Annotated in this window: 13 protein-coding genes; 5 read left to right on the forward strand and 8 right to left on the reverse strand. The window is 47.7% G+C overall.

The genetic code is table 11. The features are described from left to right. Positions 1-180: 180 nt before the first annotated feature. On the forward strand, positions 181-1005 hold the full coding sequence (locus tag SO_RS18775; protein ID WP_011073756.1) for a hydratase: 825 nt from the start codon (positions 181-183) through the stop codon (positions 1003-1005). Between the two features lie 159 nt (positions 1006-1164). Then, entirely contained in the window at positions 1165-2274 is a 1110-nt protein-coding gene (locus tag SO_RS18780; RefSeq protein ID WP_011073757.1) for an energy transducer TonB, read from the forward strand. A gap of 7 nt (positions 2275-2281) precedes the next feature. On the opposite strand, the gene SO_RS18785 is transcribed toward SO_RS18780, so the two are convergent. Next, positions 2282-2641, reverse strand: coding sequence for a cysteine-rich CWC family protein (locus SO_RS18785; RefSeq protein ID WP_011073758.1), 360 nt, complete (start codon positions 2639-2641; stop codon positions 2282-2284). Positions 2642-3381: 740 nt separating this feature from the next. On the opposite strand from SO_RS18785, the gene SO_RS18790 reads away from it, so the two are divergent. Both SO_RS18790 and SO_RS18795 read left to right on the forward strand, forming a co-directional pair. Next, positions 3382-3753, forward strand: a complete 372-nt coding sequence (locus SO_RS18790; protein WP_011073759.1) for a hypothetical protein — start codon at positions 3382-3384, stop codon at positions 3751-3753. A 145-nt stretch (positions 3754-3898) separates the two neighbouring features. Continuing rightward, positions 3899-4405 carry a hypothetical protein gene (locus SO_RS18795; RefSeq protein ID WP_011073760.1) on the forward strand — a complete coding sequence of 169 codons (507 nt, stop codon included), beginning with the start codon at positions 3899-3901 and terminating at the stop codon, positions 4403-4405. Between the two features lie 725 nt (positions 4406-5130). Here SO_RS18795 and SO_RS18800 read toward each other — a convergent pair. From SO_RS18800 to slyA, 5 genes are all read right to left on the reverse strand, one after another. Then, the gene (locus tag SO_RS18800; protein ID WP_011073761.1) at positions 5131-6186 is read right to left on the reverse strand and encodes a c-type cytochrome; all 1056 of its coding nucleotides are present in this window, start codon (positions 6184-6186) and stop codon (positions 5131-5133) included. Positions 6187-6196: 10 nt separating this feature from the next. Continuing rightward, complete coding sequence (locus SO_RS18805) at positions 6197-6823, reverse strand: c-type cytochrome (protein ID WP_011073762.1); 627 nt, start codon at positions 6821-6823, stop codon at positions 6197-6199. A gap of 471 nt (positions 6824-7294) precedes the next feature. After that, positions 7295-8323 (reverse strand): DUF2955 domain-containing protein, encoded by a 1029-nt coding sequence (locus SO_RS18810; protein WP_011073763.1) that lies wholly within the window; start codon positions 8321-8323, stop codon positions 7295-7297. A gap of 16 nt (positions 8324-8339) precedes the next feature. Then, the gene (locus SO_RS18815; RefSeq protein ID WP_011073764.1) at positions 8340-9413 is read right to left on the reverse strand and encodes an HlyD family secretion protein; all 1074 of its coding nucleotides are present in this window, start codon (positions 9411-9413) and stop codon (positions 8340-8342) included. A gap of 8 nt (positions 9414-9421) precedes the next feature. Further along, entirely contained in the window at positions 9422-9895 is a 474-nt protein-coding gene (gene slyA / locus SO_RS18820; RefSeq protein ID WP_011073765.1) for a transcriptional regulator SlyA, read from the reverse strand. A 219-nt stretch (positions 9896-10114) separates the two neighbouring features. On the opposite strand from slyA, the gene SO_RS18825 reads away from it, so the two are divergent. Next, positions 10115-12019, forward strand: coding sequence for a methyl-accepting chemotaxis protein (locus SO_RS18825; protein WP_011073766.1), 1905 nt, complete (start codon positions 10115-10117; stop codon positions 12017-12019). Between the two features lie 48 nt (positions 12020-12067). Here SO_RS18825 and metF read toward each other — a convergent pair whose 3' ends face one another. Next, on the reverse strand, positions 12068-12961 hold the full coding sequence (gene metF / locus SO_RS18830; RefSeq protein ID WP_011073767.1) for a methylenetetrahydrofolate reductase: 894 nt from the start codon (positions 12959-12961) through the stop codon (positions 12068-12070). A 236-nt stretch (positions 12962-13197) separates the two neighbouring features. Beyond that, positions 13198-15591 (reverse strand): bifunctional aspartate kinase/homoserine dehydrogenase II, encoded by a 2394-nt coding sequence (locus tag SO_RS18835; RefSeq protein ID WP_011073768.1) that lies wholly within the window; start codon positions 15589-15591, stop codon positions 13198-13200. Positions 15592-15598: the final 7 nt, after the last annotated feature.

Consider the following 15598-nt stretch of genomic DNA (forward strand, 5'->3'; position numbering starts at 1 on the left):
AGGTAAAGCTTTTGGAGGTAAGTTTTATCAAGCCTTTGTAAGTACAAAAAGGTATATTGAGCACAATTTCTCTTTTGGCCAGATTGGATTTGCAGAGCTTATTTATTCCTTATGTGCTCATTTATTGCGGTATAAACCACTCTGTATAAGTCTTTTAAAATAAGTCAGTTAGGATAATAAATGTCACCAATAGACACTAAAGCACAGCTTGAGTCCATTAATGCCGCGGCACAAGAACTCGCACAAAGACGCGCCAAAGGTGAAGCGGGCGCCCTGTTGCAAGAAGCGTTAAGACCCAAGGATTTCTCTCAGGCTTTTGCCATCCAGCAAACCATTGCGCAGCAATTTAGCGCCCAAGGTAATCCGATTGCGGGTTGGAAGTGCCTACTCCCAACAGCAGAAAAAACTGTAGTGGCGCCTATCTATCAACAAGATGTGTATCTGCAAACCGCCGAGTGTCCGCTTTATCCTTCAAGCAAAGGACTTGCCCGTGTCGAACCCGAGCTCGCCTTTGAAATCGGCAACGATTTACCGCCACGAGCCACGCCCTATTCAGAGGCAGAAATCGACGCCGCCCTAGGTAAAACTCGCCTCGCCTTAGAGCTCATCAAAAGTCGTTATCAAAACCCCAGCGAAGCCAATCACTTCGATGCCCTCGCCGATGGATTAGTCAATCAAGGTTTATGGTTAGGGCCAGAACTATCTACACCAGCCGAGATAGAAACAGGCCATTTTGCTCTAAGCGTTGCAATTGCCCATAACGACCAGCAACAGACTGAAACACTGAAAAAAGCGGCGGTTCATCCAAATGGTTTCCCTAAGGCCGGACTCTACTGGTTAGTCAACTTTTTATCCGCCCAAGGGATTGGCTTAACCCGAGGACAATATGTGATCACAGGCTCCTATGCCGGTGTATTAGATTTGCCACTCAATCAAACCTGCCAGTTCCACTACGGTGATTTAGGCCAATTTAGTTTGCAGTTTGTAGAGAAAGTAATGAAATAAGTCGCGCAATAAATCCTGTTAAATCAATCGACAACTTAGAGATAAGTTTCTCTTGGCTTATCTCTAACACTAGCCAAGTGACCCATTGTCGCAGACAAGCTTGTATCATGGCGGAAACATTTGTACTATCCAAGAGAACCAAATATAAGGATATACAAGATGTTATATGGAAAAACATTACCTTTAGCCAGTCTATTGGCCTTCACCTTAAGCACATCGTTACCCTTAAACGCCTCGGAAAACAGCTTTTCCCAAGCCTACAGTGACTACCAAGCAGCCATTAAACAGGGCGATAACGCGAAGATTGAAGCTAGCGCCAAAAGGGCCTTTGAATTGGGCGAAGCTCAATATACCAAGGACAGTGTCGACTTAGCGAACCTCGCCATGAACTGGGCTGGTGTGATAGAGAAGCAAGTCGCCCCTTACCCGTTTGAAGAAAAGAATTTGCCAAAAACAGCTAAGGCGAATGAGTTATATCAACTCGCATTAAGCAATTATAAAAAGCATTACGGCGAGCATGCAGCTGAGCTTATCGACCCGCTACTCGGCGCAGCAGAAACGGCACCTAAGCTGGTTTTGGCTAAAGGGCTTTTAGATGACACGCTGAAAATTGCAGAAAAAACAAAAGATAAAAAGCTGTTGGCTGATATAAAAATGGCAGCCTTTGCTCGCCTCAGCAACACAGAATTGTACACTGCTAAGGTAAGAGACTATGCCTTCGATGCCTATGAAACTTACAAAGAGATCCTGCCCGAAAATGCCCTCGACAGAGTCAAAGCCACCTATGTAGTCGGTGCCGTTGAATATGCCGAAAAGCATGATGACAAGGCAATTCCGTTGCTTTTAGAAGTGGTTAAGCAGTTTGACGCCCTTAACTTTAGCCATCCCTATGCCTTAAGCGCCCATGCTTATCTAGTCGAACTGTATGAGCGCCAAGGAAAGCGTGACGAGTCCACCGCCCACTGTATCGCCATCGGCAAAATGCGACCTTGGGCTGACACGCAGGAGCAACAACCGCTGTTTCGTACCGCACCAGACTATCCCATGTCCTATGCTCGGCAAGCTAAAAATGGCTGGGTTCAGCTTAAATTTACCGTTGATGAACATGGCTTTGTGAAAAATACTGAAATTTTAGCCTCTAAGGGTGGTGCTTTATTTGAAAAAGAGAGCATTGAAGCCTTAAATAAATGGCGTTACGCACCCAAATTTGAAAATGGTAAAGCCGTAGAGGCACAAACTAGCGTGCAAATGGATTACACCATAAATTAATAGCCCGTTATCTCACCTCATATCCCAGCCCATCGTCTAATACCGATGGGCTGTTTTTATCTTCTGCAACACCGAATGAATTTAGCTCCAGCTTTATCCGGCTTAAACAAGCCTCACAAATACAAGCCGTCGCAGGCTGCGATAATAGTTGCGCTAACTTATCAGAACTTAGCCCTGATGCATCGCCTGTCGATAACCCCGCCGCCAAACCGCCAGATAGTAATTGAGTCAACTTAGGAAACGCCTGCTTAGCACACCAACAGTCACTGATATCTTCGCCAAGAGTCATGGCACACTGATTCGCCCCTTGGCATAAAGGGCAAAGCTGCGCTGCATCTAAATGAGGTTCTGGTAAGTGCTCAGGCACGGTAATCCTTATGGCATCGGAGTTATAACGCAGAAATAATAATGGTTTTTTGCAACTCAAGCTGAGTTGATTTGCACCAAGGTTAGACTTTAAAGCTTTCCAAACTACGTTTGAATGCTTTAGTTTACAAGTCGTGGGGCTTTACCCCACACCCGATAATAATGCTGGTTTTTTTAGCGTTTGAATTGGCAAGGTTATCGCTGTAAGTATGTGAATCATTGCGGCCTTACGGCCGAGATAAGTCAAAGTCGTGGGTCTTCAACCCACACCCGACCAAGAGGGGATCAACAGCAATTCCCTCTTGGATCTCCCTTGCCGCCCCTAGCGAAGTTACATGCATTGATTACTGGCTTCGTGCTTATTCGAAAATTGCTAACGCTTCCGATGGTACATCCTGTACCTCGAAAGCTAGCGAGGCATCCATGCCTCGCTCACGCGATTTTCTTCAACGCCCTTCAGCAACTTCGCAGGGGAAGGTGAACTCCTTCAGCTTTTGTTTTGTCTGCTCGCCATGCAAAACAACCAGAGTGATTCCTACCATCGCTATTAGAAATATTTAACAATAGGCAGCACGTTAAACAAATTGTTTATTTATGTATTAACTTATTGATCACAATGTAATTGCGGTGGTAATTTCTACCATGATTGGATAATTATGCCATAGAAGATAATATCCAATGTTTTCTTGATCGAGCCTAGCAATAATTTCATATAAAACAACTTACTTTCAAGGAAATAGCATGAATATGCTAAAGGAAATTTTGATTCAAATTCAATCGGGAAAAACAAGCTACCGACCAGAGAAAGATAGCTACGAGTCGCTTTTACAATTTCAAGATACAGCGAAACACATTCTCTACGCGAAATCTAAAGGTTACGTTCACGACGTGAAATCGCAAAACAATTTTCAGCATCCAGGACGACTAGTAGATCACCTCATTGTGCAGGGTGGAATAACCTTTAAAGGTGAGCAATTTATTCTCTCACCAGAGGTAATGAACAACGCACTATCTTTTCAAGAGGATATTATTGAGCTTAAGCCTAATATTGCTGGAATTGGTGTAAACCTAAATGCTGCATATCGTTGGCTAACGCGTAAATTAAAAAAATAACAAAGTCGCTTAGGGTCAATGGATAAGATTTATGGACCTATTACAGCATCGTATACCATGTTTATGATCGACAAATCAGTACCGTAGGTTACGGTGCTAAAAAATAAGACCAAATAAAACTAGTTGTAAGTATAAAGGAGTAATAATGAAGTATTTAATGACTATTATGATACTGCTGTTTACGCAGACTGTCCTTGCAGACCCAATTACAGATGTTTTTGGAGAAGGTGTATTCGATATTAAGTGGGGCAATTCAATCGAGCAAATTCAAGAAGCGTATCCCATGGGAAATAAAAAGTCTTTGAATAATATCATGTGGTTCGAAGTAAAAAACTCAAAAGAGGTGTTGGGGTTTCAACGTAAAAATATGAATATTCACTTCTCATTCGATGACAAAGATCGGCTGAATGGTGTGGCTGTTCACTTTGATGACTCACAATATGGTGCTCTTTTGATAAAGCTTGAAACTTTATTTGGCGAGTGGTCAAAGCATTCGACTAATGCCGTCCCGTATATTCAGTGGAAAAGTGACAATGGGATCACTCTTACTCTTTCTTCTGCACCTTCTGGTTTTGGTATAGATACCGTTTTCTCAATTGGATATGCAAATCTAGAAGCAACTATTCCTGACAAACAAAGTCTTGGATTTTAGAGAGTATTTAAATAAGATAAATCCAGCCACCAGGTAGTGTTCAAATTTCTGTGTCATTTCTTCCAGAATTCAGATAATAGCTGCGACACTCTAATCGAGGTGTAGAAGAATGAAGATAAGATGGGACATATATTAAGAGTAAGATGGGACAGGCACAAATCTTTAGGACTAACAGCTAACACCAAGGCAACAGAAGTTCACCTTCCCCTGCGAAGTTGCCGCGGGGCGTTGGAATAAATTGCGTGAGTCCGGACATGGATGTCCGGCTAGCTTTCGTAGGTACAGGGACGTTGCCTTCGGAAGCGATAGCAATTTATCCATAAGACCAAGGCTAGTAACCAATGCATGTAACTTCGCTAGGGGCGGCAAGGGAGATCCAAGAGGGAATTGCTGTTGATCCCCTCTTGGTCGGGTGTGGGGTGAAGCCCCACGACTTTGATTCACCTCGGCCGTTAGGCCGCAATAACTCACATACTTAGGCGATTTAATAAGCCTCCCATCCAGTTACTCACCTTACTTAATCAGAAATATGGGACAAGCGTAACTCTTTTGCGCAAGCTAAATCACCAAACTATAACAATCTGATATTAAATAACTTTAAGTAAAATTCCCCAACACATTTTACCCTATAAAAAAGCCAGCAAACTTTAAGCTTGCTGGCTTTTTTGCTTAACTAATTCACTCGCTTCATTTCACCGCGCGAACAGTGAATCAGAGCTGCTCAACTAGGACTTTTTCGGAAACACCGGATAAGAAGCGGTGCCAAGCACTTTGCCATCGACGTCGACACCGTAATAGTCGTTGTCGTTATGGTATTTCTCCTGCGCCTGCTTCACATCCCCCTTGTTACGTGGGTCCTGTGGACGCTCGTGGGAGTTGATGTAAGCCGCTACATCCCAAGCCTGTTGGTTCGTTAGCTGCATACTCTTACCAAAGGGCATGTTTTCATAAATGAAAAATGCGGCAGTATTGACCCTATGCATCCCCGCTCCCCAGTTATAACTTTGAGGGCCCCATAATGGTGGCAGAGAGTAAACACCGGCAATCGCTTGGCCTTGACCATCGGCGCCATGGCACGCTTGGCAATGGGCGACATACACGGCTTTGCCACGTTCGGGTGAGAACGCCAGTTCTGGTTTTGGGATCTCAGGATAACCACGGCCGGGCAGATTCGCGCGTTGCTCCACTGTCATGGCTTTAGCGAGCGCTTCTGGCAGTGGGAAGTCCTCGCGTTTAGCACCTTTCAGCAATTCGGCATCACTTAACTCTGGTACAGGACCATCAAGATTAGCCGCATCCATTAAGCCACCCATCCCCAACCAATAGGCATAGGCCGATAGCGCAACAAGCTCAGGGCTACCTGCTGCAGGAGCTTTGCCGTTCATGGAATAGTTAAAGCAGCCTTGTATCCGCTCTTGAAAGGTATTTACTTTGTCGTCTTTTTTACGATAAGCAGGATACGCAAAATAAGCGCCCCAAACCGGTGACGCATTGGCCTTGCGGCCCGCATCCATATGGCAGTTGGCGCAGTTAAGCTCGTTACCTACATACTTATCCCGAAGCTGCTGGGTATTCACAAATAGCTGATAACCTAAGCGAACTTTATCACCAAAGGCACCTTCGGGAATCGCGCTTAACGGTCTTGGCGTAAGATAGGCTTGTTCCGGATTTTTAGGGACTGAGGGCAATGGCGCTTGTTTGTCGGGTAACTCTTGCGCCGCTTGTACTTGAGCGGTAAGCACTCCCATGGCGACCAATAATAAGATTGCAGAAGATTTCATGGCCGGCTCCTTATTTTATATTCGCAAAGTAATTCGCTAAGGCATCCACCTCGGCGGCGGTTAGCTTGTTAGCCACATTGGCCATCATGCCGTCCACATCTCCTTTACGAGTGCCTGCTTGCCACGCCAACAGTTGCGTCTTGATATAGCTGGCCTGCTGACCCGCTAAACGCGGGAACAAATCGCCACCTAATCCAGAGGGGCCATGGCAAGTCACACAAGCGGGTAAGCCACGTGACCAATCGCCTTGGTAAGCTAAGCGTGCGGTATCATCACTAAAGGTGACATGCGTACCGCGGAGCACTGGCTTAACCTCGGTTTTAGGTGATTTAGCGGAGAAATAACTCGCCACTTGCTCGATGCCATCACCTTGCAGAGTCATCGCCATCGGCATCATGGTCGCGTTTTGGCGCACTCCCGCCTGAAAATGCTGCAATTGGGTGGTGATGTATTCTTTCGAGAGTCCGGCTAAGCGCGGGCCAAGTGGCTCTACGCCCTCACCTTCAACGCCATGACAACTGACACAGATTTGTCCCGCAGGCGGGATTACAGAGGTATTTGCCATGGCGACAGAGGTCAAGGCACAGCCGCTAATGAGCGCGATGCCTTTGGCTAATGTTTTAATTTTATTATTCATTTTCTATCCTTGAACAAACCTTGAGTCACACGAAAACGGTTGAAAAACCGCGTTAACGGCTAAAACAAGGTCGTTAAAAAAGAGATAATTGAGTGCTGCGTTCCACGTTTAGCCCACACTAAACGCATCAAAACACCATACTCCTCGAGAGAAAGAGCGACAAGCATTGAAAAAATCTAGCATTAACACTTTAGGGCGTGTTGACGTTTCAGGGTTATTTTTGCAGCAATTTGGCGGGCGTTTATGCAAGGCAAAGTCCGTGCTGTGTAGTTATTCTACATAAACGGACGATAACGCAGCAGAAACGTCAGCCAAATGCTGCCCGAAGGGTTCGTCTGGCAAGCCCTTGCTCTTACTTTATGTCATAAGAGCAGCTCGTCATTTGAGTAGAATAACGACACATCATTCCTCGTTTCGCGAGCACGTGCTTGCCAGAACGAACAAAATTTAATCTCGAAACGTCAACACGCCCTAGTAACCAAATCGAGTCGCTTCAAAGCTATTCAATAATTTATGTAGCAGATAACAGAGGAATAAAGTCGCGACTATCGCCACAAAAATACTGCTCACCCGATACAGGGCACTAAAAATTAAGTCGTTACCTGGGGTTAAATACTGGCCAAACAAAATGCCTAAGGTGGTCATGGCACCAAAGCCGACACCTGAGCCGCTCGCCTCCTTCACATGGGCCTGCGCAAATAACATTAAGCCAAGCCATAGCAGCGGCACGATAAGGATCAATAAACCCGACCAATCGTAGAGGAAGAGTTGCACCATCACCCCAAACGACACCCCAAGCAAGGTGCCAACAGCACGTTTACGGGCATAATCCAGTGCCCCATTCCAATGCATGGGGAATAGGAGTAGCAAGGTGGTTGCCTGCGCCGACATCGAATCGCGCAGATCGAAAATCTGAAACACTAAAAAGGAGAGAGTCGCAATGCTGGCGCCGAGCAAGGCCTCGTGGCGCATACGGTGCGGCGCTTTGGGGCCGGGTTGATAGGCAGCGCGAGGCTCCACATCCGGCCAAAGTGCAGTCATTAAATAGGCGATGATGACTGATAGCCCTGTCGCCCAAAAGTTACTAAAAATCAGATCATTCAGATCTGTGCCCGGATAGCTGGCAAAGTGCAGCATAATGCTTAAACTCAGCACGCCATTGGCACCAAAGAGGAACAGACTGCCGCGGGACATCGCCGCAAAACGATACAAAAACAATAGAAAGACCAGCGGTGTCATCAAGCCTGGGTGGCTACCAAAAAAGCCGCCAAGTAGACCAACCTCTAGCCCCGCCATGGCCGATGACGCCAATAATTGCCTTACCGCATGGCCACTTATCACAGGGACTAAACCCAGTAATAACATTGGGGTTACGGTAAAAAATACCCCATTACTCCAACCAAATAGCTTACAGAGGGTAAAGCCAATGGTACCGCCTGTGGCAATGCGTAAGCACTGGCGTAAATCATTGGCAGTTAATGGATTGTGGCGTAACAACATGCAAATTGCCTTGATATTAATAGATATAGTGAAGCAGGCTGATAACCTTAATCTGCACCTTGGCAAGCAGATTAAACAGGGTATTGTCAGGCAGTAATTGCACTGTGGCGCGTGCCCCTGCGGGTAGGTTATTCATTGCACTGTTGCCTGACTTGCTGTCATCTAACACTAAGTGCAGTCTTAAGCGCTGCGCATCACGCACCCAGCGATCTGACTCCTGCGGCGCGGCTAAACGGCCATTGGCATCAAACTGCCCCGCACTCACCCCTGCATCGACACTACTCACTTGGGCGTGATACAAGCGGCCCGGCTCACCATCGAAGGCGATTAATGCGGGATAAGCGGCATTCACACCCCGTAAGGTTTTTTCGCGAAAATCGGCAATAATATCCAATTTATCAGAAACTAAAGCGAGTAGTGGTTGGCCCACAGCGGCAAAACTGCCCACTTCAAGTTGCAGGTTGGTCACCACCCCATCTTGGTCGGCACGGATTTGGGTGTAAGACAGATTCAGCTCAGCTTGCGCTAACGCATTCATCGCTTGGCGAACTCTAAGGTTATCTTCGCCATAGAAACCACGGCTCACTTTAAGCTTTTCAAGGCGAGCATTCGCAGCTAACAAATTCGCCTCGGCGGCGGCCGCATCACTATCGGCTTGATCGCGCAGTTGCTGCGAAACCCCATGAGTCACATAAAGTGCATCTAAACGTTTGGCCTCACGGCGTTTTTGCTGGGCAGTCGTCGCACTCGCATTGACTTCTGCCTTAGCGGCTAAAAGAGAAGCATCAAGCTCCGCATTATCTTGGCGCACTTGTTCTAGGGCCAATTTGGCATGCGATACGGCTAATTCAAAGGGCGCTGGGTCGACTTGAAACAGTAAATCGCCTTTGGCGACCACTTGGTTATTGTTCACATTAATGCTTTGGATCTTGCCGCTGATCTGCGGAGTCACCTTAGTCACTACGCGGGTGGCCATAGCCTGCGGGGTTAATGGCATCATAGTGTCGGCAAACATAAAATAGCCAAATACGGCCACAAAACCGAGCATGGCGATTTTGACCAAACGGGCAAATTGTTGATCCGGTGTCATCTTATTTCTCACTCAAGAATATCTGTGCTGTTGGCCAACTTGGCCAAGGCGTTTTCACTAATTAGGCTAATGATGCGTTCAAACTCGCCAAGCTCAGTGGCGCTAATGCCCGCTAATAATTCACCGCGCACACGGATAATCCGCGCTTCGACTTGCTTTAATACATCCTTTCCCGCGGGCGTTAGCGAGACGATTCTGGCGCGCTTGTCTTTAGTGCAACAATGACGCTCGACTAAACCTTGTTCCTCTAACTGCCCTAAGGTGCGCATTAAAGAAGCCAATTCAATTTCCAGCGCATCCGCCAACACCTTTTGGCTCACGTTATCGCCCAGACGCAATAACTTCCACAATGCGGTCCAGCGAGGATGGGTTAACCCAAGTGGGGCTAATTCAACATCTGCCACGGTACGCCACAATCGGTGCAGGCGGCCTAAGTGTTCCGCAAGGGATAACTCCTTTAACCGCTCGAGTTCTTTATACATGATGCTTATCCATTTACTTAGCCTGCTAAGCATTATACATAGTTAGCAGGCTAAGTAAATATTTTCTGCTCCCAAAAGATCTGTGCACGCTGCCACGAAATCCGCAAAAAGCCGAAAAACAACTGAAAAAGGTTCACCCGCTCGCAAATATAAAAACTGGTATCTCTATAATATTCAAAAAGATATTCAGACAGACATACGGATACTGGGAGGTTTACTGTGAAGAATTTAAACATTAGCACTCGGATAGTGTTAGGCATCAGCCTACTGCTATTTGCGGTGATGAGCTTTATCATGCCGCTGGTGCTATCGGAATTCAGTCGCCAAATAAGGGAGTCTGAACAACGGGAATTACATAAGCTATACGAAACCGCCGTAGCGAATATCGTCTCATCGGGACAAAGAGCACAGGCGATGGCAACTTTAATCTCACTCACACCTGAGATCCAAAGCAATTTTGCCGAGCGCGACCGTGAAGCCCTCTTACAACGCACTCAACCACTATTTATGCGCCTTAAACAAGATTTTGCGGTGCAGCAATTTCAGTTTCACACCCCGCCCGCCACCTCATTTTTGCGCTTACATCGCCCTGAAAAATTTGGCGATGACCTCACCGCGATCCGTAAAACCATTGTCGAAACCAACACCCAAAAACAACCACTCAGCGGCTTAGAATACGGGGTTGAAGGCTTAGGCATCCGCGGTCTCGTGCCGATGAATTACCAAGGGCAACATACGGGTTCGGTCGAGTTTGGCATGTCATTTGGCCAGCCCTTCTTCGACAACTTTAAAAATGCTTACCAAGCAGAAATAACCCTTTTGCTGCCTAAGGACGGTAACTTTGTCCCCTTTGGTGGCACCTTTACCACCGACACCAGCGCCTCAAGCGAACTCAACAAGGTGATGCAAGGTACTGAAGTGATTCGCACCATCGATTTAGACGGCAAGAGCTACGCCCTATATCGCCATGGGATGCAAGACTACTCGGGCAAAACCTTTGGTGTGCTGGATATTGCACTGGACAGAAGCCACTCTGAACAAGCTATGTCCGATATTCGCTTTAAACTCATCATGATAGGCTTTATTGCCTTCTTAATTGGCACCGCCATTGCTTGGTTTATCGCCAAGAGCATTACCCGCCCGATTGCCGAAACAACCAATGCGCTCAATGACATTGCCGAAGGTGAAGGCGATTTAACGCGCCGGATTGAAGTGAAGAGTAAAGACGAAATCGCGCAGCTTGCACTCGCCTTTAACCGTTTTGCAGAAAAGATCCACGCGACTGTTGCTCAAGTCTCTGACTCCACCAGCTTACTGGCGACATCGGCCGAAGAAATGTCCGCCATTACGAATGAAACTCAGCAAATGGCGAAACGGCAACACCTTGAGACCGAACAAGTCGCCACCGCGATGAATGAAATGGCGGCAACAGTACAAGAAGTTGCCCACAATGCGACTGATGCCGCTGACGCTGCAACCCACGCCAGCGAGTCAACTGAACATGGTAAGTTGCTGGTTGAAAAGGTCATTTCGACCATTAGTCTGCTGGCGGATGAAATAGCCCATGCAGCTAAAGCCATCAACGAACTTGAACGCAATACCGCGCAGATTGACTCGGTATTAGTCGTTATCCGTAATATTGCCGATCAAACCAATTTGCTCGCCCTCAATGCCGCCATTGAAGCTGCCCGTGCGGGTGAACAAGGCCGCGGTTTTGCGGTGGTGGCAGATGAAGTACGTACGCTCGCCAGCCGCACTCAAGCTTCAACCAGCGAAATTCAGCAAATGATTGAAGCCTTGCAACATAGCGCCAAATCGACCGTCAGCACCATGAATACCAGTACCGCCACCACGCAAAACTGTGTTTCGCTGGTACACGAGGCGGGTGAAGCGCTCGAAGCCATTACCCAAGCAGTGTCCACCATTAGCCAAATGAACATTCAAATCGCTAGCGCCGCCAACGAGCAATGTGCTGTGTCGGCGGAAATCAATAAAAACGTCAATAATATTAATGATATTACGATCAATGCCACCGAGAGTGCCGTGCAAACGGCGCGGGCGGGAGACGAGTTAGCACAGCTGTCGATGCGCTTAACCACACTCCTCGCTCAGTTTAGGATTTAAGCAAAACAAAACGCCGCTAAATAGCGGCGTTTTTTTATGCTGTTAACGTTATACCGCCTTTGGACGAACCCCTAGGGTATGGCAAATCGCATAGGTCAATTCCGCACGGTTTAAAGTGTAAAAGTGGAAATCCTTCACCCCTTCGCGGGACAACACTTTCACCATATCAATCGCCACGTTAGCGCCCACCAGCTGACGGGTTCCGGCATCATTTTCAAGGCCATCAAACTGCTTATGTAACCAGCTTGGTAAGCTCACATTGGTCATACCCGCAAAACGCTTTAACTGGGTAAAGTTAGTCACGGGCAGAATGCCGGGAACGATTTCGACATCAATCCCCGCCGCAACGCAGCGGTCGCGAAAACGCAGGTAAGATTCCACATCGAAGAAAAACTGGGTAATGGCGCGGCTCGCACCAGCATCGATTTTACGCTTGAGGTTAATCAAATCCGCCTGAGCGTTAGCCGCATCTGGGTGCACTTCTGGGTAAGCGGCTACCGAAATATCAAAGTCAGCCACAGAGCGCAGCAGGCGCACTAAATCCACCGCAAAGCGAGTCGGTTTTGGGCTACCCGCAGGTAAGTCACCACGCAGCGCCACTATGTCGCGAATACCCGATTTCCAGTAATGCTTTGCCAGCTCTAACAACTCTTCATCACTCGCATCAACTAAGGTTAAATGCGGCGCGGCGACTAAGTTAGTCTCTTGTTGAATACGCTCAATCACGCCGTGGGTGCGGTCACGAACGCCCGAGTTTGCCCCATAGGTTACTGAGACAAATTTAGGGTTTAGCGGCTCTAAACGACGGATAGAGTTCCACAGGATCTGTTCCATTTCAGGGGTTGATGGCGGGAAAAACTCAAAAGAAACATTAATATCGCCATTAAGTTCAGACAAACTTTGGTTTAGCGAATGCGAATGTTGTGCGTGATGAAAAGCCATGTGTATTTCCTCAACCGCCCGAGTGCGACACTTATCGCGACTGGTACGACTATTAATGCAGTAGTTTAACCCATATGGACGTTTGGACGTCTATATGTCCATATACTAGAGAAACTGGCCGTTAAGTCAAGCCAAAAAATCCCCATTTGTGGTAATTTCTGCCCCATAGATGAGTCTATTTATTCTAGACAATAAAAAAGGACTCAAATGAGTCCTTTAAGCTTTTGAATTTAAATCTATTCTTGCAGAAGATCGCGGCAGATCTGTGTTAGATCCGATTGTACCGCTGCTGCCGTCACTTCACGGCCCGCACCCGGCCCACGAATGATCAAAGGATTACCTTGATAGAAGGCTGAGCGGATCACAAACACATTGTCTCCGGGCGTGAGGTTGGCGTAGGGGTGGCTCGCATCAATCCACTGTAATCCCACCTCGGCTTTGAGGACTGCGCCGCTATTATCCAAGGAAGCGACATATCTCAGCACCTTGTTTTGTTCCGCCGCTGCGCCATATTGCTGCAATAATTCATCATCCAGCTCACCGATACGGGCAAGGAATTGCTCCAGCGGAATATCCGCTAAATGAGCAGGCACTAAGGAGCGCAGCTCAATATCCTCAAGCTCGATTTCTAGGCCGATTTCACGGGCTAAAATCAGCAACTTGCGCTGCATATCGCGGCCAGAAAGATCGTCGCGAGGATCGGGTTCGGTAATCCCTAAACCACGCGCTTCAATCACTAATTCCGAGAAGGGTTTGCTGGTATCGTATTTCTCAAACAACCAGCAAAGAGTGCCAGAGAAAATCCCGCCAACAGCTTCAACACTATCGCCACTGTTACGCAGATCGTTTAAGGCGTGCTGAATAGGTAAGCCCGCGCCGCAACTGGCGTTATAGCGCCAGAATAAACGGCGATAACCGAGTTGTTCCTTCAGCTCGCGGTAGAACGGCAGTGGGCCTGAACCCGCCAGTTTGTTCGCGCTGACCATATGGATGCCACGCTCGAAAAACTCTGGGTATTGCAGAGTTAAACTGGCGCTGGCGCTGATATCTAATGCAATCAGTTCATCACAGTTAAGTTGTTCTAACTGTTCAAATAGATGCTCATACTGCCAAGGTGTTGCTTCGTTATCGAATTCTTGCTGCCAGCTTTGTAGATCCACCCCCTTAGACTTAATCAGGGCTTTACTGGAAGTGACCAGACCGACTAACTCGACTTGCGCTTCAAGCTCTTGATTTAACGAGGGAGAAACTGACTTAAACAGCTTCACCCACGCCTCGCCAATATTGCCCACACCCAGCAGCAATACCCCAATACGTTTGCGCGGGCCAGCGCAGCGGCGATGCACTTTTTGGGTCAGCAGATTAACCTGCGACTGTGGCACTAAGGTCACAAGACTTAAATCACCACTGAACAAGGGCTTAGCATCGCGGCTCAATAAGCGGGCAAAACTGCGGCGATAATGCTCGGCATCGGCACTCACAAGCGCCACTAAACCGAGTTCGGTATTAATTTGCAGATCTCTAATGCCGAGGGCTTCGGCCTGCGCATCCAATAACTTTTGTACTTGTTTTTGGTTTTCAGCGGTATAGGCAAGTTCGAGTCGTTGATGCGCCGATACCCAATGTGCCAGTGGCGTTAATCCCGCCTCCACCAATTGATCAAGCAAACTGGCCACATCGCCCGCAATCTTAAAGCCAAATAACACCACGGCATTTAGATTGGTCACCACGGGCGCACTCGCTGAGGAACTGTGCGGCGCAATCAGGGTAAAGTCGGTGTGGGAGGCGTAGCTTGAGCGCACAGCCAAGCTCACCTCAGTGTTAAACAGCGGCTGCAAAGTGCGTGAATGCAACACGGGTGAGCCTAAACGCGCCAAGCGGTCGGCTTCGGCGAGGGACATGCTCTTGAGTAATTTCGCATCGTTGATCTTATTCGGGTCAGCGTTAAATACCCCTTCAACGTCGGTCCAAATGGTCACACGCTCAATGTCGGCAAGGCTAGCAATTAAGCTGGCACTAAAGTCAGAGCCATTGCGGCCAAGCAGCAAGGTATCGCCGCGCTCGTTAGCACAAATAAAACCGGTGATCACTAAGCGCTCGTTAGGGTGGGCCGCCAGTAAGGCTTGCACTTTGGCGCGGGATTCTTGCACACGGATTTGCGGCACGGCGGCCTCGTCGGCCACAAGAATCGAGCAGGCATCCACATGGCTTGCGGCCACACCCGATTCGCGCAGCAGCGCTGCCATCAGCCGTGCTGACCAACGCTCACCAAAACTCACCACATGGCTAATTTGATAATCATTACGTACATCTAAAGATAACAGACTGATTAACTGGGCTTTATCCGTGGTTAAACGCTCACGTAAATCCCGCGCTTGTTCGTTAGATAACAGCTGCTCAATCAAGCCTTGCTGATAGCTGATAAGGACTTGTAATTCTTCTTGCCATAATTGGTTGCTGTCGCGCAGTGACAACAACTTATATAAAAAGTTAGTGGTTTTACCCGCGGCAGACACCACCACCAGATCATCACTGTGGCCATGGGTTAACAGAATATGGGCGACTCGGCGGTAACAATCGGCATCGGCTAAGCTGGAACCACCAAATTTATGTAAGTGACAACGTGCCATCTATTAT

Origin of the sequence: Shewanella oneidensis MR-1, from assembly GCF_000146165.2 — a bacterium.
Taxonomy (GTDB): domain Bacteria; phylum Pseudomonadota; class Gammaproteobacteria; order Enterobacterales; family Shewanellaceae; genus Shewanella; species Shewanella oneidensis.